20 protein-coding genes are annotated in these 20,310 nt (G+C 60.2%); 8 read left to right on the top strand and 12 right to left on the bottom strand.

Annotated features, from left to right (window positions below):
• Nucleotides 1-69: 69 nt before the first annotated feature.
• Nucleotides 70-1,110, bottom strand: a complete 1,041-nt coding sequence (locus AACY18_RS24170) for an AraC family transcriptional regulator (RefSeq protein ID WP_339466324.1) — start codon at nt 1,108-1,110, stop codon at nt 70-72.
• A gap of 3 nt (nt 1,111-1,113) precedes the next feature.
• On the bottom strand, nt 1,114-2,241 hold the full coding sequence (locus AACY18_RS24165) for a carbon-nitrogen hydrolase family protein (protein WP_339466323.1): 1,128 nt from the start codon (nt 2,239-2,241) through the stop codon (nt 1,114-1,116).
• A gap of 208 nt (nt 2,242-2,449) precedes the next feature.
• On the opposite strand from AACY18_RS24165, the gene AACY18_RS24160 reads away from it, so the two are divergent.
• Nucleotides 2,450-4,489, top strand: coding sequence for an NADPH-dependent 2,4-dienoyl-CoA reductase (locus AACY18_RS24160; protein WP_339466322.1), 2,040 nt, complete (start codon nt 2,450-2,452; stop codon nt 4,487-4,489).
• A gap of 79 nt (nt 4,490-4,568) precedes the next feature.
• The gene (locus AACY18_RS24155) at nt 4,569-5,495 is read left to right on the top strand and encodes a 1-aminocyclopropane-1-carboxylate deaminase/D-cysteine desulfhydrase (protein ID WP_339466321.1); all 927 of its coding nucleotides are present in this window, start codon (nt 4,569-4,571) and stop codon (nt 5,493-5,495) included.
• 3 nt (nt 5,496-5,498) lie between these two features.
• On the opposite strand, the gene AACY18_RS24150 is transcribed toward AACY18_RS24155, so the two are convergent.
• The 3 genes from AACY18_RS24150 to AACY18_RS24140 all read right to left on the bottom strand — a co-directional run bounded on the left by AACY18_RS24150 (nt 5,499) and on the right by AACY18_RS24140 (nt 8,253).
• Entirely contained in the window at nt 5,499-6,047 is a 549-nt protein-coding gene (locus tag AACY18_RS24150; protein ID WP_339431971.1) for a cytochrome b, read from the bottom strand.
• 189 nt (nt 6,048-6,236) lie between these two features.
• The gene (gene phnX / locus AACY18_RS24145; RefSeq protein WP_339431972.1) at nt 6,237-7,064 is read right to left on the bottom strand and encodes a phosphonoacetaldehyde hydrolase; all 828 of its coding nucleotides are present in this window, start codon (nt 7,062-7,064) and stop codon (nt 6,237-6,239) included.
• 79 nt (nt 7,065-7,143) lie between these two features.
• The gene (locus AACY18_RS24140) at nt 7,144-8,253 is read right to left on the bottom strand and encodes a 2-aminoethylphosphonate--pyruvate transaminase (RefSeq protein WP_339466320.1); all 1,110 of its coding nucleotides are present in this window, start codon (nt 8,251-8,253) and stop codon (nt 7,144-7,146) included.
• Between the two features lie 112 nt (nt 8,254-8,365).
• Here AACY18_RS24140 and AACY18_RS24135 point away from each other — a divergent pair, with 112 nt between their 5' ends.
• Nucleotides 8,366-9,226 carry a LysR substrate-binding domain-containing protein gene (locus tag AACY18_RS24135; protein WP_339466319.1) on the top strand — a complete coding sequence of 287 codons (861 nt, stop codon included), beginning with the start codon at nt 8,366-8,368 and terminating at the stop codon, nt 9,224-9,226.
• A 65-nt stretch (nt 9,227-9,291) separates the two neighbouring features.
• On the opposite strand, the gene AACY18_RS24130 is transcribed toward AACY18_RS24135, so the two are convergent.
• Complete coding sequence (locus AACY18_RS24130; RefSeq protein ID WP_339466318.1) at nt 9,292-10,689, bottom strand: type VI secretion system Vgr family protein; 1,398 nt, start codon at nt 10,687-10,689, stop codon at nt 9,292-9,294.
• Between the two features lie 221 nt (nt 10,690-10,910).
• Between AACY18_RS24130 and AACY18_RS24125 the strand changes: the two genes are divergently transcribed.
• Complete coding sequence (locus AACY18_RS24125; RefSeq protein ID WP_123529345.1) at nt 10,911-11,615, top strand: YebC/PmpR family DNA-binding transcriptional regulator; 705 nt, start codon at nt 10,911-10,913, stop codon at nt 11,613-11,615.
• A gap of 58 nt (nt 11,616-11,673) precedes the next feature.
• Here AACY18_RS24125 and AACY18_RS24120 read toward each other — a convergent pair whose 3' ends face one another.
• From AACY18_RS24120 to AACY18_RS24105, 4 genes are all read right to left on the bottom strand, one after another.
• The gene (locus AACY18_RS24120) at nt 11,674-12,987 is read right to left on the bottom strand and encodes a protein kinase (RefSeq protein ID WP_339466317.1); all 1,314 of its coding nucleotides are present in this window, start codon (nt 12,985-12,987) and stop codon (nt 11,674-11,676) included.
• 115 nt (nt 12,988-13,102) lie between these two features.
• Nucleotides 13,103-14,233, bottom strand: a complete 1,131-nt coding sequence (gene zapE, locus AACY18_RS24115) for a cell division protein ZapE (protein ID WP_339431977.1) — start codon at nt 14,231-14,233, stop codon at nt 13,103-13,105.
• 176 nt (nt 14,234-14,409) lie between these two features.
• A complete protein-coding gene (locus AACY18_RS24110) occupies nt 14,410-15,165 on the bottom strand; it encodes an anti-sigma factor family protein (RefSeq protein ID WP_339431978.1) in 756 nt (251 codons plus the stop codon).
• The gene (locus tag AACY18_RS24105) at nt 15,162-15,668 is read right to left on the bottom strand and encodes a sigma-70 family RNA polymerase sigma factor (protein WP_339431979.1); all 507 of its coding nucleotides are present in this window, start codon (nt 15,666-15,668) and stop codon (nt 15,162-15,164) included. Before AACY18_RS24105 ends, AACY18_RS24110 begins: the two co-directional genes overlap by 4 nt.
• A 157-nt stretch (nt 15,669-15,825) precedes the next feature.
• On the opposite strand from AACY18_RS24105, the gene AACY18_RS24100 reads away from it, so the two are divergent.
• Nucleotides 15,826-16,920, top strand: coding sequence for a catalase family peroxidase (locus AACY18_RS24100; protein WP_339431980.1), 1,095 nt, complete (start codon nt 15,826-15,828; stop codon nt 16,918-16,920).
• Nucleotides 16,917-17,462: a cytochrome b gene (locus tag AACY18_RS24095; protein ID WP_339466316.1), complete on the top strand. Its 546-nt coding sequence runs from the start codon at nt 16,917-16,919 to the stop codon at nt 17,460-17,462. Before AACY18_RS24100 ends, AACY18_RS24095 begins: the two co-directional genes overlap by 4 nt.
• Before the next feature lie 78 nt (nt 17,463-17,540).
• On the opposite strand, the gene AACY18_RS24090 is transcribed toward AACY18_RS24095, so the two are convergent.
• Nucleotides 17,541-18,692: a M14 family metallopeptidase gene (locus AACY18_RS24090; protein ID WP_339466315.1), complete on the bottom strand. Its 1,152-nt coding sequence runs from the start codon at nt 18,690-18,692 to the stop codon at nt 17,541-17,543.
• 97 nt (nt 18,693-18,789) lie between these two features.
• Between AACY18_RS24090 and AACY18_RS24085 the strand changes: the two genes are divergently transcribed.
• Nucleotides 18,790-18,954, top strand: a complete 165-nt coding sequence (locus AACY18_RS24085) for a hypothetical protein (RefSeq protein ID WP_339466314.1) — start codon at nt 18,790-18,792, stop codon at nt 18,952-18,954.
• 217 nt (nt 18,955-19,171) lie between these two features.
• On the opposite strand, the gene AACY18_RS24080 is transcribed toward AACY18_RS24085, so the two are convergent.
• Nucleotides 19,172-19,510, bottom strand: coding sequence for a DUF6124 family protein (locus AACY18_RS24080; protein WP_339431984.1), 339 nt, complete (start codon nt 19,508-19,510; stop codon nt 19,172-19,174).
• 130 nt (nt 19,511-19,640) lie between these two features.
• Here AACY18_RS24080 and AACY18_RS24075 point away from each other — a divergent pair, with 130 nt between their 5' ends.
• A complete protein-coding gene (locus AACY18_RS24075; protein ID WP_339466311.1) occupies nt 19,641-20,297 on the top strand; it encodes a LexA family protein in 657 nt (218 codons plus the stop codon).
• Nucleotides 20,298-20,310: the final 13 nt, after the last annotated feature.

Here is a 20,310-nt window from a genome sequence, read left to right as displayed (position 1 = left end):
TGCTCGAGTTCCAGGCCTATGAACTGGATCAGCCCGAGCCGGCCGAAGACGCCACCGAGCTGTAAGGTTTCAAGCTGTTTTGCGATGACTGCGGCGAAATTCGCCCGGGGTTTGTCCGCTCAAGCGTTTGAACGCTCGCTGGAATGCTTCGGCTGAGGCAAAGCCCAGCAAGTAGGCGATTTCGCCGAACGCCAGTTCGGTGTCGCGGATGTAGGTCATCGCCAGATCACGGCGAGTGTCATTGAGGATCGCGCGAAACTGCGTGCCTTCTTCGGCCAGTTTGCGCCGCAATGTCCAGGTAGGCAGCTTCAGGCGTGCCGCCACTTCTTCCAGGTCCGGTTCCCGGCCTCCACTGAGCAAAGGCCCGAGCAATTGCGTGATGCGTTCGCGCAGGCTGCGAGTGCGGGTCAGTTGTTCCAGTTCTCGTTCACACAGTTGCAGCAGGTGCCGCCAGGTGCTCGGGCAGTGCTGAGGGTTGCGCAGGGCGAGGCTGCTCAGGTTCAGGCGCAATTGATTGCGCTCGGCGCCGAACTGGATTGGGCAATCGCCCAGCACGCGGTAGGCGTCGTGGTAATCCGGCGTGTCGAATTCGATTTCGATGCGCTCGGTCTTGAGCACTTCGCCGCCGACACTGGATAGCTGATGCAACCAGCCGGCGATGATTGAATCCACCACAAAGCGGTTATAGGCGTTGTACGGACTGATCGAATAGAAACGCAGCCACGCGCCGTTGGCGTCTTCGTGGAAACTCGACTGGCCGCGGTAATTGGAGCCGTACAACGGTTCAAAACGGATCAGACATCGAGCTGCTTCGCGCACCGTGGGGGCCTGCGACGCGGTGACACCGGCCAGTCCTGCCTGGCTCAGGCGACTGAGTTGGCCCATGCGCAAGCCCAGCGCCGGATCTTGCGTCAATTGAATCGCGCTGTAACCCAAACGCATATAACGCGGGATCGAAAGCCGTGCGCCGGCCTCGGCCAATCGCGCTGCATCCAGACCGTACTGCTCCAATATCGGCAGTGGGTCGGCGCCATGACTGCGCACGGCGTCGGCGAGGCTATGGACAAAGCCTACCGACAGATCCCCGAGGCGCATCGGCAGCGGCTTCATGGCTTACAACCAGATATTGAGCAGACATGCACCGCGGGCATCGCCTGCGGCAAACTGCTGACCGTTGCTGCTGAGGAAGCTCTGACCCGAACTCGCTTTGTCCCAGAATTGCCCGCGCAGGAATACGCTCATCCCGGCAATCGCCCGGCTGTCGGGCGGCTGCGTGGTCAGGGTCAGGCGATGCCAGGCTTGGCCTTCGCTGACGTCACCGGGTTTGAGGCTGACTGAACTCGGTGTACTCGAACCCTTATAGCCGCGCCACGGCTGATCCCAGGCACCCTGTCCGAGCACCTGCGCCGGCACCGCCACCAGTTGCGCGCTTTGTTCATCGAGTTGGCGGTAGTTGTCCGGATACCAACTGTCGCGGCCGATCAGCACGCCGAGACGTCCGGCCGGGGTGTCGACGACGTTGATCGTCCGTTCACTGGCCTGGATGACGTCATGCTGGTCAAAGACCGGATGCATCTGGCGTTGCGGCTGGCCGAGGGGCACACCGTCGCGGCCAAAGACCACGCTGCTGTTGTAGAGCGCGCCGCTGCCGGGTTTTAGTTGGCCGTCGCGGATGGTTGGCTCAGGCAGCACGATGGAACCAGCCACCAGGGTCACATGAAACTCTTTGGCCAGCCCCCCGAACAGCGTCTGGTAATCCTTGGCCATGGCGCGTGATTTCATGCGCAGGTGAGCGTCGTCGAGACGGTCGCTACCCTTGGCGCTGAGCCAGGCCCGGGCGAACAGCAGCGGATTGCTCGCTGCCAGCCAGCTCATCGCTTCTGCAAGAGTCGGTGCCTGATACAACTCGTCTTTCTCGCCGCTGATCATCAGCCAGGTGCCGACATGTTCGGGCAGCACCACCACGGTCTTGTCATTCAACAAGCCCTGATCCTGCGCTTGCTGCAAATAAGCCGCGAGCTTGCGGTGCAGACGCTCGGGGTTCTGATAGTCGGTAGGAAACAGCTCTGGCTGGATACCCAGCAAATTGCCACGGTCGGCAGGCGTGCCCTGATTGACCGCCAGTTTGATGCGCAAGTCCGACAGGTAATGCCCCGCAGGCCGGTCTGCCGCCCACATGGCATAGGTGGTGAGAACGGCCACGATGGCCATGGAAAAAAACAGGTACAAAAGTTTGCGCATGAAAACCAACAGCAGCCGGGTACAGGGTGTGGCGACTAGGGTAGGGCCCATGGGCGTACTTGCCAAGGGGCGCTGTGCATTTGGATCAATAAGTTGTCAGTTACGGTCATTGAGTGACAGCGATGCGACTCTTAGTCTGTCGAGTATGACTGACGGGGGACAAAGAGCTCCCGCAACTTTTCCGTGATTGCTCGTTGTGGAGTTACCGATGACCGCCGCTCATTACCCGCACCTGTTGGCCCCGCTGGACCTGGGATTCACCACGCTGCGCAATCGCACCCTGATGGGCTCGATGCACACGGGCCTTGAAGAGAAACCGGGTGGTTTCGAGCGCATGGCAGCGTATTTCGCGGAACGTGCCCGTGGTGGCGTCGGCCTGATGGTCACCGGCGGTATCGGCCCTAACGACGAGGGCGGCGTTTACTCCGGCGCAGCCAAGCTGACCACCGAAGAAGAAGCGCTCAAGCACCGCATCGTGACCCGCGCAGTGCACGAGGCGGGCGGCAAGATCTGCATGCAGATCCTTCACGCCGGTCGTTATGCCTACAGCCCGAAACAGGTGGCACCGAGTGCGATTCAGGCACCGATCAACCCGTTCAAGCCCAAAGAACTGGACGAGGAAGGTATCGAGAAGCAGATCAGCGATTTCGTCACCTGTTCGGTACTGGCGCAGTCGGCTGAGTATGACGGCGTTGAGATCATGGGATCGGAAGGTTATTTCATTAACCAGTTCCTCGCCGCACACACCAACCACCGCACCGACCGCTGGGGTGGCAGCTACGAAAACCGTATGCGCCTGCCGGTGGAAATCGTTCGCCGCGTGCGTGAGGCGGTCGGCCCGAACTTCATCATCATCTTCCGTCTGTCGATGCTTGATCTGGTCGAGGGCGGCAGTACCTGGGATGAAATCGTGACCCTGGCCAAAGCCATCGAGCAGGCGGGTGCGACCATCATCAACACCGGCATCGGTTGGCACGAAGCGCGGATCCCGACCATCGCCACCAAAGTGCCGCGTGCCGCATTCAGCAAGGTCACGGCCAAGCTGCGTGGGGCGGTAAGCATTCCGCTGATCACCACCAACCGCATCAACACCCCGGAAATCGCCGAGCAGATTCTCGCCGAAGGCGATGCCGACATGGTCTCGATGGCGCGTCCATTCCTCGCCGATCCGGACTTCGTCAACAAAGCGGCCGAAGGTCGCGCCGATGAGATCAACACCTGCATCGGTTGCAACCAGGCCTGTCTGGATCATACGTTTGGCGGCAAGCTCACCAGTTGTCTGGTCAACCCGCGTGCCTGCCACGAAACCGAACTTAATTACCTGCCGGTGCAGCAGATCAAGAAAATCGCCGTGGTCGGCGCCGGGCCTGCCGGGTTGTCCGCCGCCACCGTGGCGGCTGAGCGCGGCCATCAGGTGACCCTGTTCGATTCGGCCAGCGAGATCGGTGGCCAGTTCAACATCGCCAAACGCGTGCCGGGCAAGGAAGAGTTTTTCGAGACCCTGCGTTACTTCAAACGCAAGTTGCAGACCACCCATGTCGAGGTGTGCCTGAACACCCGCGTCGATGTGGCAAAACTGGTGGACGGCGGTTACGACGAAATCATCCTCGCCACCGGTATTGCGCCGCGCGTGCCAGCGATTCCGGGGGTGGAGAACGCCAAGGTGCTGAGTTATCTGGATGTGATCCTTGAGCGCAAACCGGTCGGCAAGCGTGTGGCGGTGATCGGCGCGGGCGGGATCGGTTTCGACGTCTCGGAATTCCTTGTGCATGAAGGCGTGGCCACCAGCCTCGATCGAGCCGCGTTCTGGAAAGAATGGGGCATCGACATGCACCTTGAAGCCCGAGGTGGCGTGGCCGGCATCAAGGCGGCTCCGCACGCGCCGGCCCGCGAAGTGTTCCTGCTGCAACGCAAGAAAACCAAGGTGGGCGATGGTCTGGGCAAGACCACTGGCTGGATTCACCGCACCGGTTTGAAGAACAAGCAGGTGCAGATGCTCAACAGCGTCGACTACCTGAGCATCGATGACGAAGGTCTGCACATCCGCATCGGCGAAACCGGCGAGCCGCAAGTGCTGGCAGTGGACAACATTGTCATCTGCGCGGGACAGGACCCGCTGCGTGAGTTGCACGATGGCTTGGTGGCAGCAGGCCAGAATGTGCATCTGATCGGCGGCGCCGATGTGGCGGCGGAGCTGGATGCCAAACGCGCGATCAATCAGGGTTCGCGCCTCGCCGCCGAACTCTAAGCAGGGCAAATTCCCCGCCCCCACTGGGGAAGTGTCTCTGGCTGCTAAGATGGCGGTTCTTGTTCTGGAACCGCCATTAATGCTTTTCCCCTCCAACGATTGGCTTGCTCAAGCCCCCCTCGAACGCCTCCAACTGGACTGGCTCAGTGCCGCGAATGTGGAAGTGGCGATCCTGCGTCTCGATCAGATCGATCCGCTGATCAGCGGCAACAAGTGGTTCAAACTCGTCGAACACCTGAACGCTGCTGACCGTGCTGGTGCGCAAGGCATCATCAGCCTCGGTGGGGCACATTCCAATCATCTGCACGCGTTGGCGGCGGCGGGCAAGCGTCTGGGCTTCAAAACGGTCGGGCTGTTGCGTGGCCATGCCCGGGAAACGCCCACTGTGAAAGATCTGCAAGCGTTCGGCATGCACTTGCACTGGCTGGGTTACGGCGGTTATCGGGCGCGGCACGAACCGGGATTCTGGCTGCCGTGGCAGGCGCAATATCCCACGCTGCATGCGGTGCCGGAGGGTGGCGGTGGATTAAGCGGCGCCCTCGGTTGCGTCGCGCTCAAAGCGCAGGCCAATGCACAACTGAGCCATTTGGGCTGGAGTGATTTCCACGGCTGGTGGTTGGCTTGCGGCACAGGAACGACGTTGGCGGGACTGGTGCTGGCGGAGGCGGGCGAACGTCCGGTATACGGCGCATTGGCCGTGCCCGGCGACCACGGCGTGGCACCACACGTCGAAGCGATCATTCGCGAGGCCGGGTTGTGCATGGCGCACTATGAACTGCTGGACGCCAGCCGTGGTGGTTTTGCCAAGGTTGATCCGCCCTTGCTGGGGTTCATCGAACAGACCGAACAGGTCAGCGGTGTGCCGTTGGAACCCGTGTACACCGGCAAGGCGTTGCTGGCGCTCAGGCAGCAGGTCGTAGCGGGCAGGTTCGCCAGCGGCACGCGACTGATTTTCGTGCATACCGGAGGTTTGCAGGGGCGGCGCGGATTTGCGGCGGCGCCGTGAGGTTCAATCGCGTTTGGGCATCATCCGCACCAGTGTGTTATCGCGCACTACGTAGTGGTGATAGATCCCCGCCAGCGCATGCAGCCCGATCAACCAGTAGCCAATCGTGGCGATGAGTACGTGCCAATATTCCACCTGTTTGGCGAGTGCCTTGTCCTCATTCACCAGCATCGGCAGATCAAAACCATAGAACATCACTTGATGCCCCTCGGCGCTGGTGATCAACCAACCGAGAATCGGCATGCTGATCATGAACAGGTACAACGCCCAGTGCATCAGCCGCGCCAGCACGGTTTGCCATGCCGGCGAGGCCGGGAAGATTTTCGGTGCCGGGCCGACGCTGCGGGCGAGCAGGCGAAACCACACCAGCACGAACACCGTCAGGCCGAGCATGTAGTGGGCCTCTTTGATCAGCGTGCGACCGCCGCTGCCTTTGGGAAAGATGCCGCGAAATTCCATGCTGGCGTATACCAGTACCAACAACACCAGCATCAGCCAGTGCAGCAAGACTGAGACGGTGCTGTAACGAGATTCGGAACTGGTCCACGGCATACGGTGTTTCCTCACAGATCAGGGGGCAAACGCACCGTTCTTGTATGACGGCATGTCTTAACTGTAATCCGCTTTGGCGGATTTGCCTGTTGCTGATCGGCGTTTCAATGCGCTGGGTCAGGAAGAGTCCAAAAAAACACGCCAGTGTCGCGACAGACACTGGCGTTTTCGTTTACAGCAGGCGATGGATCAGCTCGACTGCGGCATTTCACCCTGGGCCAGACGCTTGTTGATGTCGGCAATCACCTCGGGCAGGTCTGTAATGGTGTCGATCATGTAGTGCGGGCGCGAACCTTCGAACAGTGCGTGGATGCGCTTTCGCTCGCTGGCCAGTTCATCGCTGCCCAGTGCGCGGAACCCCTCGTAGTCCAGGCCCAGTGCATTACCGGAGCAGATCAGCGCCACCGTCCACATCCCGGCACGCCGACCTTCGAGAATGCCCGGCACAGTGTCATCGATCTTCACACAAGCGCCGACGTCGTCGATGCCCAGCGCGATCACGTTGGCCAGTGCCTGGGCCGGCCATGGGCGGCCATTCGGCACTTCGTCGGTGGCGACGACGTGGTCGGCGACGTAGCCGTTGGTGGCGGCCAGTTCGACGACTTTGTCCATCACCTGCTTCGGGTAACCGGAGCAGGAGCCGATCTTGATCCCTTGTTCGCGCAGATTGGCAATGGTATCCAGAGCGCCCGGGATCAGTGCCGAGTGTTCGGCGATCTTCTCGATCTGCAGCGGCATGAAACGGTTATAGATCGCGGTGACATCGTCGTCGGTCGGCGTGCGACCGAACACTTGGCGATAGCGCTCGGCGACCTGCGGCTGATCGCACAGAGCGCGGATGTGATCCCACTTGCCCATGCCCATCGGGCCACGGGCTTCTTCGATGGAGACCTGAACGTCGAACTCGGCGAAGGCTTCGACGAAGATCTGGGTCGGCGCAAAAGAACCGAAGTCGACCACGGTGCCGGCCCAGTCGAGGATGGCGGCTTGCAGCTTGTCTGGATTTACATAGTTCATGGCAGTCAATTCCTGAGTTGGCAATGCGGTTCTTTGTGGGAGGGGAGCAAGACCCCTCCCACAGGGATTTGGGGGTGAATCAGATGTCGAGGACTTCCATCTCGCGCAACACTTCACCGACTGCTGCGACGGCCTGGCGCATGTCGTCCGGGCTGACGTGGCCGATGCAGCCGACGCGGAAGGTTTCAACCTGGGTCAGTTTGCCGGGGTAGAGGATGTAGCCCTTGGCCTTGACGCGCTCGTAGAAGTCCTTGAACTGATAACGCGGATTGGTCGGCGCATGGAACGTGGCGATGATCGGTGCCTGAATCGCTGCCGGCAGAAAACTGCGTAAACCCAGCTCGCCCATCTCTTCCATCAGCGCCTGGCAGTTGGCCGCGTAGCGCGCATGCCGTGCCGGCAAGCCACCTTCTTCGTTGTATTGCAGCAGGGCTTCGTGCAGCGCCGCGACCACATGGGTGGGCGGGGTGAAGCGCCACTGGCCGGTCTTCTGCATATAGGTGTGCTGGTCGTACAGGTCCATCGCCAGCGAATGCGACTGACCGGCGCAAGCGGCCAGCGACTCTTTGCGAGCGAAGACAAAACCCATCCCCGGTACGCCTTCCAGGCATTTGCCGGACGCGGCGATCAGCGCGTCGAACGGCACTTGTTGTGCATCCACCGCCAGCGCGCCGAAAGAGCTCATGGCGTCGATGATCAGGCGTTTTCCGTGTTGGGCGATAACCTCGGCAATCTCTGGCAGCGGATTGAGGATCCCGGTGCTGGTCTCGCAGTGGATCAGCGCGACGTGGGTGATGGCGCTGTCGGCACGCAGCAGGCGGTCAACGTCGGCGGCCGTGGTCGGTTTGTCTTCAGCGGTTTCGAAGGTACTGAACGAGCGGCCGAGCACCTCGCAGATCTTCGCTAGACGCTGGCCATAGGCACCGTTGATCAGTACCAGCACTTTGCCGTCACGCGGTACCAGCGTACCGATGGCCGCTTCGACGGCGAATGTCCCGCTGCCTTGCAACGGCACACAGTGGTGGGTGGCTGCACCGTTGAGGATCGCCAGCAGTTGTTCGCAAAGGCTGGCGGTCAGTTGATTGAAACGGTCATCCCATGACCCCCAGTCGATCATCATCGCCTGGCGGGTGCGGGCCGAAGTGGTCAACGGGCCGGGAGTCAGCAGGATGGGTTCGGCGATACTCATTCGTATGTCCTTGGATAGCGCTGTGGGGTGAAGCTAGGGGGCATACGTTGCAATTCGCCGTTGCATCAATCAAATTGTTTGTTGTTATGCCAGCCATCAGCGAGGGTTATTCATGAATCTGTTTCAGCTACGCGCCTTCGACGCCGTAGCCCGGGAGGGCAGCTTCACCCGCGCCGCCTTGCGTTTGTTCATCAGCCAGCCAGCGGTCACCGGGCACATCAAGGCGTTGGAGGAGCATTACCAGATCACCCTCCTGCGACGTACGGCGCGACGGGTGGAATTGACCGAGGAGGGCACCAAACTGGCGGCGATCACCCGGGCGATGTTTGGTCTCGCCGAAGAAGCGCAGGCGATGCTGGAGGCCAATCGGCAACTGCTGACCGGGCGCCTGGAGGTGGCGGCGGATGGGCCGCACATGGTCATGCCGATGTTGGCGAGTCTGCGGGCGCGGTATCCGGGGATTACGGTGAATTTACGCTTGGGCAATGCGCAGGAAACGCTGGCAGCGCTGTTATCGGAACACGCAGATGTCGCCGTGTTGACCGAAGTCGAACCGCGCAAAGGCTTGCATCTGCAAGCGTTGAGCGAGTCGCGGATCTGCGCTTTGGTGCCAGCGGGCCATCCTTGGGCGACGCGGGCCGGGGAGGTGAAGCTCAAAGAACTGGATCAGGTAATCATGGTCTTGCGTGAGCCGAGTTCGATTACCCGGCGCACGTTTGATCAGGCTTGCGCGCAGGCGTCGATTCAGCCACGGGTCTTGCTGGAACTGGACAGCCGCGAAGCGGTGACCGAAGCGGTTGCCGCAGAACTGGGGGTTGGCGTGGTGTCTTCGGTGGAGGTCAGCCACGACCCTCGGGTGGTGGCGATTCCGATTGCCGGCGAAGGGCTGGGAAACCGGCACATGATCGGCTGCATGGAGCGGCGACGGGAGTTGCGTTTGATTCAGGCGTTTTTTGCATTGGCGCCGGCCTGACAGGTTCGCTTCAGGCCCCCAGCAGGAACTGTCGCAGGCTGCGACAACGCCAGCAGGGAGGACTGTCATGGCGCGGTGCTGTTGAGCAGCCAATCCAGTAGAAGGCTGCTGTCAGGCATCGGCACTGTCTCGCGTGGCGGTGGACTGCGTCTGCTGTCGAGGCACAGGATCGGTCGGTCCGGATCGCTGTCGAGGAAGCTCACCCAGACTTCACTGCCTGCAGACGGGAGTTCATTCGCTGCCAGTCGTCTGTTGGCCCGGGTCATGGCGATGGGCAGCCACAGCGCGTCGGTTTCAGTGGTGTTCGGGGGGGGCGCAGGCCAGAGAATAACGGCGACGCGCCCCTGCTCATCAAGTTGCGCGGGTTGCCCCGACGCGCCAAGTATCTGCGCCAGATGAAAGCCTGCGACGCTGGGACGCGGTTCTTTGAGGGGCGGGCGATAGTCGGTTGACCAGGGCTGGGCGGTGAAGTCGTTGTAATAACGGTGCTGGGTCGGGGTGGGGTCAAGAATCGAGGGATGTTGCCCGTGATGGCGTATGGCAGTGATCCGCCATTGGTCGTTGAAGGTGCTGATCGGGTGCTCGGTCACTTGCAACAAGTGCCCACTGAGCAAACCGACGCAGTCGCTGCGGCCATTGATCGAGCGATGCTGGCAACGTTGTCGCTCCAGATGGCGGCGACTGCGTTGTTCGGCATGACGTTGTTCAAGCGACAACGTGGGCTGCGGTGCGATAGGCGAAGTCTGATTGGCTGCATCCTCGCTGACAGCCTGTTGCCCACGATTGCGCAAGGCGTGGAGCGTCGCAATGGGCGCGGCGTGATGATGCTGGTACAGCGCACTGACGCAGGGCGAGGCTGTTTGTTCGTCGACATTGAACGGCACCAGAACGGGGGCTTGCGGTAGGCTCAGGCTGTCATCGGCGAACACGACAACGTGACCGTCCACCCGGTGTTCGAAGTGATAGTGAATGCCTTCCTCTTCGCAAAGCCTGTGCAGCAGCGCCAGATCGCTTTCCTCGAACTGGATGCAGAACGGCCGCGTCGGGTACTGGCCCACGGTCATTTCAATTCGGTAACTATTGCTCGGCAGGGCATTTTCAACGAGTAATTGCTGAAGAATCTGCGGCACGCTCAGTTGTATAAACACACGCCGTTTAATCGTTCGCGACAGTCTTTGCAGGTGTGGCACCAAGACAAGTCGATAGCCAATCCGATGCGTGCCACGGTGTTCGCAAGTGGCACTGTGGATCATGCCGTGGATCCCGTGATGGTCGTTCAGGCGCAGAAATGCCGGTTGCTGCAGCAGCGTACCCGGGGGCACGGCGGGTGCCAGACCGATCAGGTCAATGTCGAAACGGTAGGGCTGGTTGAGCGCTTCCTCGCCTTGAAAGCGCAACACTGGCAGGCATAAGCCGCTGTCGGTCAGGGTGAGGGTGAACGGACTTTCCTTGTCATTGAGCATTCGAACAGGCTCTGTCAGGCAATACGGGCCTCAGAGGGTACGAAACCACAGCGTTGAATGGTTATGTCAAAGGGGTTTTTCAGAATCGCCCTACAAGGTCTGGTGAATAAGTCGATTCCACATTGGATTTTTTTGGTCGATTGCCGAGTTTAGGCCGTATAAACTTGGCGCCACGCGTCGGCCAATAGATGTCTCGGCGCCACAGATCAAGAGAGTGAGTAATGGGCGCACAGTGGAAGGTTAAACACAAAGAAGCGGCAGCCAACGCCAAGGGCAAAATCTTCGGCAAACTGGTGAAAGAAATCACCATCGCTGCCCGCAACGGTGCCGATACCGCCACCAACGCACACCTGCGTCTGGTGGTCGAACAGGCCAAGAAAGCCTCGATGCCGAAAGAAACCCTGGATCGCGCAATCAAGAAAGGCGCGGGCCTGCTAGGCGAAACCGTGCAATACCATCGCGTGACCTACGAAGGCTTCGCGCCGCACCAGGTACCGCTGATCGTCGAGTGCGTGACCGACAACATCAACCGCACCGTCGCGGAAATCCGTGTGGCGTTCCGCAAGGGTCAACTGGGTGCTTCCGGCTCCGTTGCCTGGGATTTCAACCATGTGGGCATGATCGAAGCCTCGCCGGACACCCCGGACGCCGATCCGGAAATGGCCGCCATCGAAGCCGGTGCCCAGGATTTTGAACCGGGTGAAGACGGCGCAACCCTGTTCCTGACCGATCCGACCGACCTCGACTCCGTGCAGAAAGCCCTGCCGGAGCAAGGCTTTACCGTGCTGTCGGCCAAGCTTGGCTACCAGCCGAAGAACCCCGTCAGCGGTTTGAGCGATGAGCAAATGGCTGAGGTTGAAGCGTTCCTGGAAGGCCTCGACAACCATGACGACGTACAGGACATGTTTGTCGGTCTGGCGGGCTGATTGGTTTTACCGGTAACGCCGTCAATGGCGGGCAAGCCCGCGATTGACCGCGTTGCGGTCACTGCTTGTCCAGTACCGCACTCACTTCACTGAACCCCGGCCGCCCCAGCACATCGGCCTGACAGCAGCGCCGCTGCAAATCCTCCAGCACCCCACGCCGCTCATCACTCAACCCCGAGTCGATCCGCGCCAGCAACTCCCCGAGCAAAACCCCGAACGCTCGCACTTCGATGCGTTGCAGTGATCGTGTCTCGACGTTGTCCGTGGTGGCATGGAAGGACGCCGCGCCGAAATCTCCCAGCAGACAATCGCCCTCGTCGTTCAACAGAATGTTGTGCCCGTAGAGGTCGCCGTGGGTGATGCCCTGTTGATGCAGATGTTCGGCCGCCGACGCGATGCCCTTGGCAATTCTTAGCGCAACGTCGGCCGTGAAGCGGCAATCTTCGGCGTAAACGTCCCGTGAGCAGGACGCCAGGCTCGGCAATGCCGCCAGATTGCGAAAGCTCGGATCAATCAATTGCATCACCAGCCCTTGCTGGCCTTCGGGATGGTCATCGATACGACCTTCAACCCGGATCAGATTCGGGTGCAGCCCGGCCGTGATGCAGGCGTTCATTTCATGCAGCGGCGAGCCATCGCTGGTCATTTCACCTTTGTACAACTTCACGGCGACCGGTTTCAGCGAGCCCTCGGCGTGCTGCCAAGTCGCCCGGCAAATCACCCCCGAAGCGCCTTCGCCCAGTTGCTGCTCCAGGCGCAGCGTTGACCAGTCAATTTGCGGTGTGGCTTGAAGGGCGGCGGCGTCGGCTTCGGTTTCCAGTGGATTACCGGCATAGGCCAGCCACGTCAGGCTCGGCAACGCCAGCAGAAAGGGTGGCAATTGGCTCAGGCGGTTGGCGGCGATGCGGATCAGCTCCAGCCGATGGCAGTTACCCAGAGAAGCGGGTAGCGATTGCAGGCGATTGCCCGCCAGCATGAGTTTTTGCAGGTCAGGACGTTCGCCCAGTTCGCTCGGCAGGGTTTCGATGCAGTTGTCGGTCAGGATCAGCCAGCGCAGCCGCGTTGGCAGGGCGGCACCCGGCACATCGACGATGCGGTTGGCTTTAAAACCGATCATCGTCAACGCGGCGCATTGGCCGAGGCAGGCGGGCAACTCGGTGAACTGATTGTCGGAGCAGAACAGTACGCGCATTCGAGTCAGCCGATGCAAATCATCCGGCAGACTGCTCAAGGCGTTGCCGCTGAGGTTGAGCACCTCGAGGGTGTCGGCCAGATCAAAGATCTGCCGCGGGAACTCGGTCAGCCCGCAGGACAGATCCAGCCGCGTGATGCCCGACAATTCGCCGGCGCGCAATTGAGCAAGGGTATGCATAAAGGTCTTCGCCATAGAGGAGTCGCAAGGAATGGGCGACATGATAACGGCAGATTCAACACTGTCGAATTCTTCCTCTGCACTGCGATCCTCTGTGGGGCGCGATCTTTGTCTGTCAGGTAAGGAGGCGCACTTCCTGTAACTGCCCCAACCGGCTCCGCGTGCGGGCCAGGTCAATGGCATTGCCGCCCAGACGCTCAAACAGCGGCAGTTGACCGAGCAGGGTCAAGCATTTGTCCTGATCGTAGAGCACGTCGATCAGATTGATGAAACGCTGTTGCGCGGCGATCGAGCATTCAGCCAGTGCCGGTAAATCATCAATGACCCAGTGGTCGAAACGCCGGCAAAGCTCCAGATAATCCATCACCGCCGTCGGCTGTTCGCACAGGTCCTTGAAGGTAAAACCGACCCGCCGACCTTCACACAACCGTGCCTGAATTTGCCGCGTGCCGACCGCTAGGGCAAGCGCTGGAGCATCGTGTGGTGGCAGGTTCAGGACGTGGCGCTGAGCAGGCGTGGCCGGCCATACGTAGTGACCTTGCGTGAACAATTGATGCGCCTGGTTGCGCGCCTGGCTTCGGTAATCGTGCGGCCCGCCGACTTCCATGACCTGCATGCGTGAGTTGATCAGTTCGATGACGGGTTTGAAGCGAGCGTGATAGAGCGGGTTGGGCAGCAAGCCCTCAGGCGGATAGTTCGAGGTCACCAGGAGCACGATCGCGCGCTGGAACAACGCCTTGAACAACCGGTTGATCAGCATCGCGTCACCGATGTCATGCACATGAAACTCGTCGAAACACAGCACCCGGCAGTCTTGCAGCAGATCATCGAGCGTGAGGGCGAGGGCATCGTCCTGTTCACGATGACGGAACATGCCTTGATGCAATTGCGCAAAGAACTCATGGAAATGCAGGCGTCGTTTTTGCTTGATCGGCAGCGCCTGGAAAAAGCCATCCAGCAACCAGCTCTTGCCGCGTCCAACGGCGCCGTACAGATACAGACTCGGCGGGGTAGGGGCTTTTGCGCCGAACAGCAGACTGGCCTGCTGCGCCAGACAATCGATGACGCGCTGCTGGCTGTGGCTGAGGGTGTAACCCTGGCTGTGGGCCTTGTGCCGGAAGTAGTCGCGGATCGACTGGGCGCTGGCGTCATGGCCAGCACTGGCAGGCAGGCGTTTGCCGAACCAGCGGCGTAACGCTGGCCAGCGCTGGATCAATCGCGTTCGTTTTGGCGGTCGGGCGGGCACTTTGTGGTGACTCCGTGTTCGTCAAACCGGCTCCCCGGAGCGCGGCGGCGTAGTGTAACCACACGCAGAGCACGCCTTCTACTGCAGCCGGTCGAGAGTAGGCGTTCATTGAACACAAATGTGCGTCAGGGCCCGCTGTATGGGTCGTGTCCGCACCCACAGTGTTATGTCGCGTTTCACAATGGCAGGGACTGCTTGAGCAGTGGGGCGACCGGCGTATCAACCGGGCTGACCATCGCATAGTTATACCCGTGCCCGGACCAGTATTCGGCCTGCAGATCCCCGTCGCTGCGGCTGCCACGCGGCAGAAAGGTATTTTTCGGTCCCGGCGGTCGCACATAAAAGCTGACTTTGTGCCCACCCCCATCCTCATACATCACCATCGCCGCCGGGCCTTCGTCGGTGCTGAGCAACCGTCCGCTGACCGGTTCGAACCCGGCAGCCTTGAGATCCGGCAAGCGACTCGCCTGCGTGAAATAACGGTCGAGCCAGCGCTGCATGTCGCCGTTACTGTCGACCTTGTAATCGGCCGGGAGCATTCCCTGCTGGGCAATCAAGCGATAGGCCTGCAAGGCGTCGGTCATCGGTAATACCGAGGTGCGCACGAGGGTCATTTCCCGCGCTTGCCAACCACTGAAACCACCCACACTGACGGCGATCAGCAACACGGCGGCGCTGGCCAGGTGTCGACGTGACTGACGTATGCGGCGCTGGCGAATCGTTGCCGGGTCAAGCGCCGGATTGGCCGGCCGCTGCAACGCGCCCCCCAGTGCCGCACGTAATTGCTGGGCGTCACGTTGCCAGGCGCGAACCTGCGCGGCTTGGTCTGGGTGATTCGCCAGCCAGGTGTCAAGCACCCGGCGGTCGGCGTCGCTGAGTTGGTGGTCGACGTAGGCGTGCAGGTCATGCTCGCTGGGAGGCAGGCTGATCATTTGAGTATCCGCAAAGAAGGGCTGCTGATTTCGCCGTCGCTGAGTTGGCGCAAGGCTTGGCGGGCGCGGGAAAGGCGCGACATCACGGTGCCGATCGGGGCGCCAAGGATCTCGGCGACCTCCTTATAGGAAAGGCCTTCAACCGAGACCATCAGCAGTAGCGCGCGCTGTTCGGTGGGCAATCTATCAAAGGCTTGCAGTGTCGACCGGGCGATGACGGTGCGCTCCGCCGAAGGTTCGGCATCGTCGCGCCCGGTGAAAAATTCGAGCATCCGCGCATAGCGTCGGGAACGGCGATGAGCATCGAGAAATTGTCGGTAGAGGATCGCAAACAGCCAGGCGCGCAGATCACCGTCGACGCGTTTGCCGCCCCAACTCGACAAGGCCCGCTCCAGGCTTGCCTGCACCAGATCGTCGGCGCTGCTGCTATTGCGCGTCAACGACACGGCAAAACGCCGCAATCCGGGAATGATTTCTCTCAATTGCTCGTCGAATTCGCTCATGAAATTCTGCTGGTCACTACGCTGTGGACTAGGGAGACGTCCACCGTCGAAGGTTATTCCACGTTCGGAAAAATAAATACCGGACTGTGGAATAAATCCCGACGGGGTGCGTCTTGCTGACCCTTCCTACTTGTGGCCGATGGTCCCGGAGTTATTCATGGTTGATCGCACTTCACCCTCAGGCGGGCCGCAGCGCCCGCCACTGAGTGCCGCGAGCGTGGTACTGCGTCTGGGCGGCATTGCCGCGGTAGTCGCCGCAGTGGCCGGGGCGTTTGCCTATGTTCACGGCACCTTTGACCCACAACGTCTGACGCCCAAGGCGCTGGTCGATGTGCTGGAGAAAAACAACGGCGTGCATCCCGGATTCCGCCGCAATCATGCCAAAGGTGTGTGCGTGATCGGGCATTTCGAGAGCAGTGGCGAGGCACGGGTGTTCTCGGCTGCGCAAGTGTTCAACGAACCGCGCACCCCGGTGGTGGGGCGTTTTGCGTTGCCGGCGGGTAATCCCTATGCCCCGGACAGCAGCGTGCCGATTCGCAGTCTGGCGCTGCGCTTCACCCAGGCCAATGGTCAGCAGTGGCGCACCGGGATGAACAGCATGCCGGTGTTCCCGGTGGGCACGCCTGAGGCGTTCTATCAGTTGCTGCAGGCGCAGTCGCCGGATCCGGCCACAGGCAAACCTGACCCAGGCAAGGTGCCGGCGTTCTTCGCCGCGCACCCGGAAACTGTGCCGTTTCTGACCTGGGTGAAGACCGCCAAGCCATCGGCCAGTTACGCCACCGAAACCTATAACAGTGTCAATGCGTTCTATCTGGTGGACGCCAGCGGGAAGCGGCAAGCCGTGCGCTGGAGCATGACGCCATTGGCTAAAGACGCGGCGGGTGACAGCGCACCTGAGGGCGCTGACTTTCTGGAAAAGGATCTGGTGCAACGGCTTGCCGCTGCGCCGCTGCGTTTTCAGTTGAATATCACGTTGGCTAACGCCGGTGACCCGGTGAACGACGCCAGCAAGGCCTGGCCCGAAGGGCGCAAGGTTGTGAACGCCGGCACCCTGGTGCTGGAAAAGACTCAGCCGCAACTGAGCGGTGAGTGCCGCGACATCAATTACGACCCGTTGGTGTTGCCGGCCGGGATTCAAGGCTCCGACGACCCGTTGCTCGCGGCCCGTTCCGCCGGTTACGCCAATTCCTATCGGCGTCGCACCCGCGAAGTCAGCCAGTTGCCCGCCGCCAAACAGGAGGCTCGTCCATGAGCGCTCAACCGACTCATTTCGCGCTGTTGGCGCGACTGCTGCATTGGCTGATGGCGCTGATGATCATCGCGATGCTGTTTATTGGCGCCGGCATGGTCACCTCGGTCTCCGAACGGCATGAATGGCTGATCCACCTGCACAAGCCCTTGGGCATTGCGATTCTGCTGCTGGTGATCGTGCGTCTGCTGGTACGTTTCTCCACACGCCAGCCGCCGCTGCCGGTGGATCTGCCGGGCTGGCAGGTGATGGCTGCGAAGGCCTCGCATCTGTTGCTTTATGCGTTGATGCTGGTGCTGCCGCTGCTCGGTTGGGCGATGATCAGCGCCTCGGGCGAGCCGGTGATGCTCAGTGCATCGCTGCAGTTGCCGTCGATTGTCCCGGCCGATGCGCAGTTGTTTGCGTTGCTGCGCAGCGCTCATGGTTATCTGGCTTATCTGCTGTTTCTGACGGTGCTGGTGCACTTGGCGGCGGCGCTGTTCCATGGCTGGGTGCGCCGTGACGACGTGCTGGACAGCATGTTGCGCGGTCGCAATCGCGGTTAGCTGACCGCAATGGCGCATTGTGACGATGCGCCATTTTCCGGGACAGCCTCCGTTCCTTTGACCAGGCAAGGGGAGGGATCAGCGCAGTGTGTCGACCATGTCGGCAATGGTCGTCAGCACGTCTTTGCCTAATTGACTGGAGCGTTTGCCCGACCAGCCGGTTTGCGCGTTCGGCGCGTCGTCGTGATCCTTGAACGGCATTTCCAGGGTCAGTGACAGGCAATCGTACTTCTGGCCAACGCTGTTGCACGCCAGGGTCATGTTGGCTTGGCCCGGTTCGTCACGGGTGTAGCCGTATTTGGTCTGGAAGTCTTTGGTGGTGTGTTTCAGATGGCTGCGAAAATGTTCTTCGAGTTTCTCCAGCCGCGGCGTATACCCCGGATTACCTTCGCAGCCAGCGGTGAAGACATGAGGGATTTCCTCATCGCCGTGTACGTCGAGAAACAGATCGACGCCGTATTTTTCCATCTGCTGCTGCACGAAAAGGACTTCAGGGCTGATTTCCTGGCTGGCGCTTTGCCAGGCACGGTTCAAGTCTTGCCCCATGGCGTTGGTGCGCAGATGCCCATGGAAGGCGCCGTCCGGGTTCATGTTGGGAACCAGGTACAGATCGGCACTGGCGAGCAGTTTATTCAGCACCGGATCGTCGTGTCTTTCCAGGCGTTCGATCACCCCTTCCATGAACCACTCAGCCATGTGCTCGCCCGGGTGTTGCTGGGCGATGATCCAGATTTTGCGCTGACCTTGCGCGCCGCTGCCTTTGCGCAGTAACTGAATATCGCGGCCCTCGACACTTTTACCTGTCGCCAGCAACTCGGCGCCGGCCTTGGTCAGCGCTTGTTCGATCAGCCAGTCGTGACGGCCGCGGCTATAGGGTTCGAAATAGGCGAACCAGGCGTGAGTCTGGGTGGCTTCCAGGCAGAAACGCAGGCAGTCGCCTTCGAAAATGGTGGGTACGCGGAACCAGTTGACGTGATCGTAGGAGGCTACGGCCTGATAACCATCCCAGGCTTTGTTGTACGAAGATTGACTGGCGTTGTTGAGGCGAAACCAGTGTTCCTGACCGACGTGAAGACCGCTGGCCTTGAAGTGGAACCACTGAAAGTGGGCGCTTCGGGTGTCCGGGCGGATGGCCAGAACCGGATTGAGCGGATTGCTGATGTCGATGACTTGAATATTGCCGGTATCGAAGTTGGCACTGATGTCGAACGAAGATTTGGCCACGGTCATAATCGATTCCTGAGTATGATTTTTATGGTGGCTACTTTACACGCAAGACAGAGATGAAACCGAGGGGAAATGCGGGGTCGTGGCGGGGGCGTCCTCCATGACGCTCATGCAGCTTAGAGGCTATGCGATTGATTCTCAAGCGCTAATTGCTATTAGTTTTCCCCAATGTGGCTGGGCTTCGCTTGCCAAGCGATATTCTTTTGATACTATCGGCGTCATTGAATTTGCAGCACTTAACGACTTCATTAGCCTGAAGCCATAAGCCCGAAAAACGGGTAAAAAAAGACCCGGCAAAAAGCCGGGTCAAAAACCGTGATTAGCCTGATGAGGAGATAGTCCAGAAGACCGACCTAAGGTCTCTGGTCCATCGACTGATCTCGCGATCAGTTGCTTGCAATAATAATCATTATCATTTGCAAGTCAAATGTTTTTATCTGTGCGATTGGAAAACTCTTTCCCGCACGATCGTCCCCCGTTCCTCAGACTTCATCGCCATCGAGCGAGTGGTCAACCATCGCCCGCGCCATATCCACCATATGAACCACTGAAAACGCCAGGTCGCGATTCGCGCCTTGCAGGTTTTCCGCAGCCTTGAAAGCAGTGGCGGCCGCGCAGCGCAACAGATCGGAGGCGTGCACCAAGGCTTCTTCGCCACTGAGATGCTGTTTGACATCGAAAAAACGCTCATCGACCTCGGGTTCTGACACAGCTGGTTTCAAGTAATAATCCAAGGCTCGCTGCGCCGCGGCGTTGCCTTGTGGTGAAGTAAACGTGGTGTCCATCTGCAGATCGGGCAAGTCTTTGCTGCTGATATTCATGATGAAAGGCCGCTCCTTGTTCGATTGATAATCCGTGCCTTCAGAATAGTACGATGCGTAGTTGTGACCACATTTTTAATACTACAATATGTGTTTTGTTGGCCGGAGGTGTCCGAGTAAGGTGCCGCACATGGATAAATGGATTGAGTTGGTCAAGGCCAAGATGAGTGAGCTCAAAATCACTCAAACAGAGCTCGGAGAGCGCGTCGGCATGTCCCAGGGGGGCATCGGTCATTGGCTGAACAAACGTCGCGAACCCGGTATCACGCAGATGAACCGCGTGCTGCAAGCGCTCGGCATGGATTTCCTTGAAGTGGTGCTGGTGATTCGTGAGCCGCAGGTGACGCCGGATGACGAGATGCCGCTGGCGCAGAAGTACAACCCGTACTTTCGTTACCCGGTCAGCGACTGGCAGACACCCTGCGAGGTGCGCGAGAACGGATCCGCCTATGCCCCGGCGTCAGCCAGGCAGCGGTTCGCACTCACGGATTATCATGCCCGTGGTGCGGCGTTCTGGCTGACGGTGGCAGGGAATTCGATGACCGCTCCCAGCGGTCAGAGTATTGCCGAAGGCATGCTTATTCTGGTGGATCCAGAGGTCGAGGCCGTGCCTGGTAAGCTGGTGATTGCCCAGTGGGCGGGCAGCGATGAAGCGATTTTTCGCAAGCTCGACGAAGAGGGCGGCCAGCGTTATCTGGTGCCGCTCAATCCGACCTGGCCCAAGGCCCTGTTTACCGATGAATGTCGAATCATCGGCGTCGTGGTACAGGCTACGGCGCGTTTCTAGTCAGATCGATCCT

Origin of the sequence: Pseudomonas sp. EA_65y_Pfl2_P74 (genome assembly GCF_963970575.1) — a bacterium.
In the GTDB taxonomy this organism is placed as follows: domain Bacteria; phylum Pseudomonadota; class Gammaproteobacteria; order Pseudomonadales; family Pseudomonadaceae; genus Aquipseudomonas; species Aquipseudomonas baetica_A.
The sequence above is the reverse complement of the archived record's forward strand: the minus strand, read 5'-3'. Positions and strand labels throughout refer to the sequence as shown.

Coding starts and splice junctions, on each gene's coding strand:
- AACY18_RS24090 (WP_339466315.1), bottom strand. CDS start 18,692: ATGACCGTGGCCAAATCTTCGTTCGACATCAGTGCCAACTTCGATACC.
- AACY18_RS24080 (WP_339431984.1), bottom strand. CDS start 19,510: ATGAATATCAGCAGCAAAGACTTGCCCGATCTGCAGATGGACACCACG.
- AACY18_RS24110 (WP_339431978.1), bottom strand. CDS start 15,165: ATGATCAGCCTGCCTCCCAGCGAGCATGACCTGCACGCCTACGTCGAC.
- AACY18_RS24085 (WP_339466314.1), top strand. CDS start 18,790: ATGACGCTCATGCAGCTTAGAGGCTATGCGATTGATTCTCAAGCGCTA.
- AACY18_RS24160 (WP_339466322.1), top strand. CDS start 2,450: ATGACCGCCGCTCATTACCCGCACCTGTTGGCCCCGCTGGACCTGGGA.
- AACY18_RS24165 (WP_339466323.1), bottom strand. CDS start 2,241: ATGCGCAAACTTTTGTACCTGTTTTTTTCCATGGCCATCGTGGCCGTT.
- phnX (WP_339431972.1), bottom strand. CDS start 7,064: ATGAACTATGTAAATCCAGACAAGCTGCAAGCCGCCATCCTCGACTGG.
- AACY18_RS24130 (WP_339466318.1), bottom strand. CDS start 10,689: ATGCTCAATGACAAGGAAAGTCCGTTCACCCTCACCCTGACCGACAGC.
- AACY18_RS24150 (WP_339431971.1), bottom strand. CDS start 6,047: ATGCCGTGGACCAGTTCCGAATCTCGTTACAGCACCGTCTCAGTCTTG.
- AACY18_RS24135 (WP_339466319.1), top strand. CDS start 8,366: ATGAATCTGTTTCAGCTACGCGCCTTCGACGCCGTAGCCCGGGAGGGC.
- AACY18_RS24120 (WP_339466317.1), bottom strand. CDS start 12,987: ATGCATACCCTTGCTCAATTGCGCGCCGGCGAATTGTCGGGCATCACG.
- AACY18_RS24125 (WP_123529345.1), top strand. CDS start 10,911: ATGGGCGCACAGTGGAAGGTTAAACACAAAGAAGCGGCAGCCAACGCC.
- AACY18_RS24075 (WP_339466311.1), top strand. CDS start 19,641: ATGGATAAATGGATTGAGTTGGTCAAGGCCAAGATGAGTGAGCTCAAA.
- AACY18_RS24170 (WP_339466324.1), bottom strand. CDS start 1,110: ATGAAGCCGCTGCCGATGCGCCTCGGGGATCTGTCGGTAGGCTTTGTC.
- AACY18_RS24100 (WP_339431980.1), top strand. CDS start 15,826: ATGGTTGATCGCACTTCACCCTCAGGCGGGCCGCAGCGCCCGCCACTG.
- AACY18_RS24095 (WP_339466316.1), top strand. CDS start 16,917: ATGAGCGCTCAACCGACTCATTTCGCGCTGTTGGCGCGACTGCTGCAT.
- AACY18_RS24155 (WP_339466321.1), top strand. CDS start 4,569: ATGCTTTTCCCCTCCAACGATTGGCTTGCTCAAGCCCCCCTCGAACGC.
- AACY18_RS24140 (WP_339466320.1), bottom strand. CDS start 8,253: ATGAGTATCGCCGAACCCATCCTGCTGACTCCCGGCCCGTTGACCACT.
- AACY18_RS24105 (WP_339431979.1), bottom strand. CDS start 15,668: ATGAGCGAATTCGACGAGCAATTGAGAGAAATCATTCCCGGATTGCGG.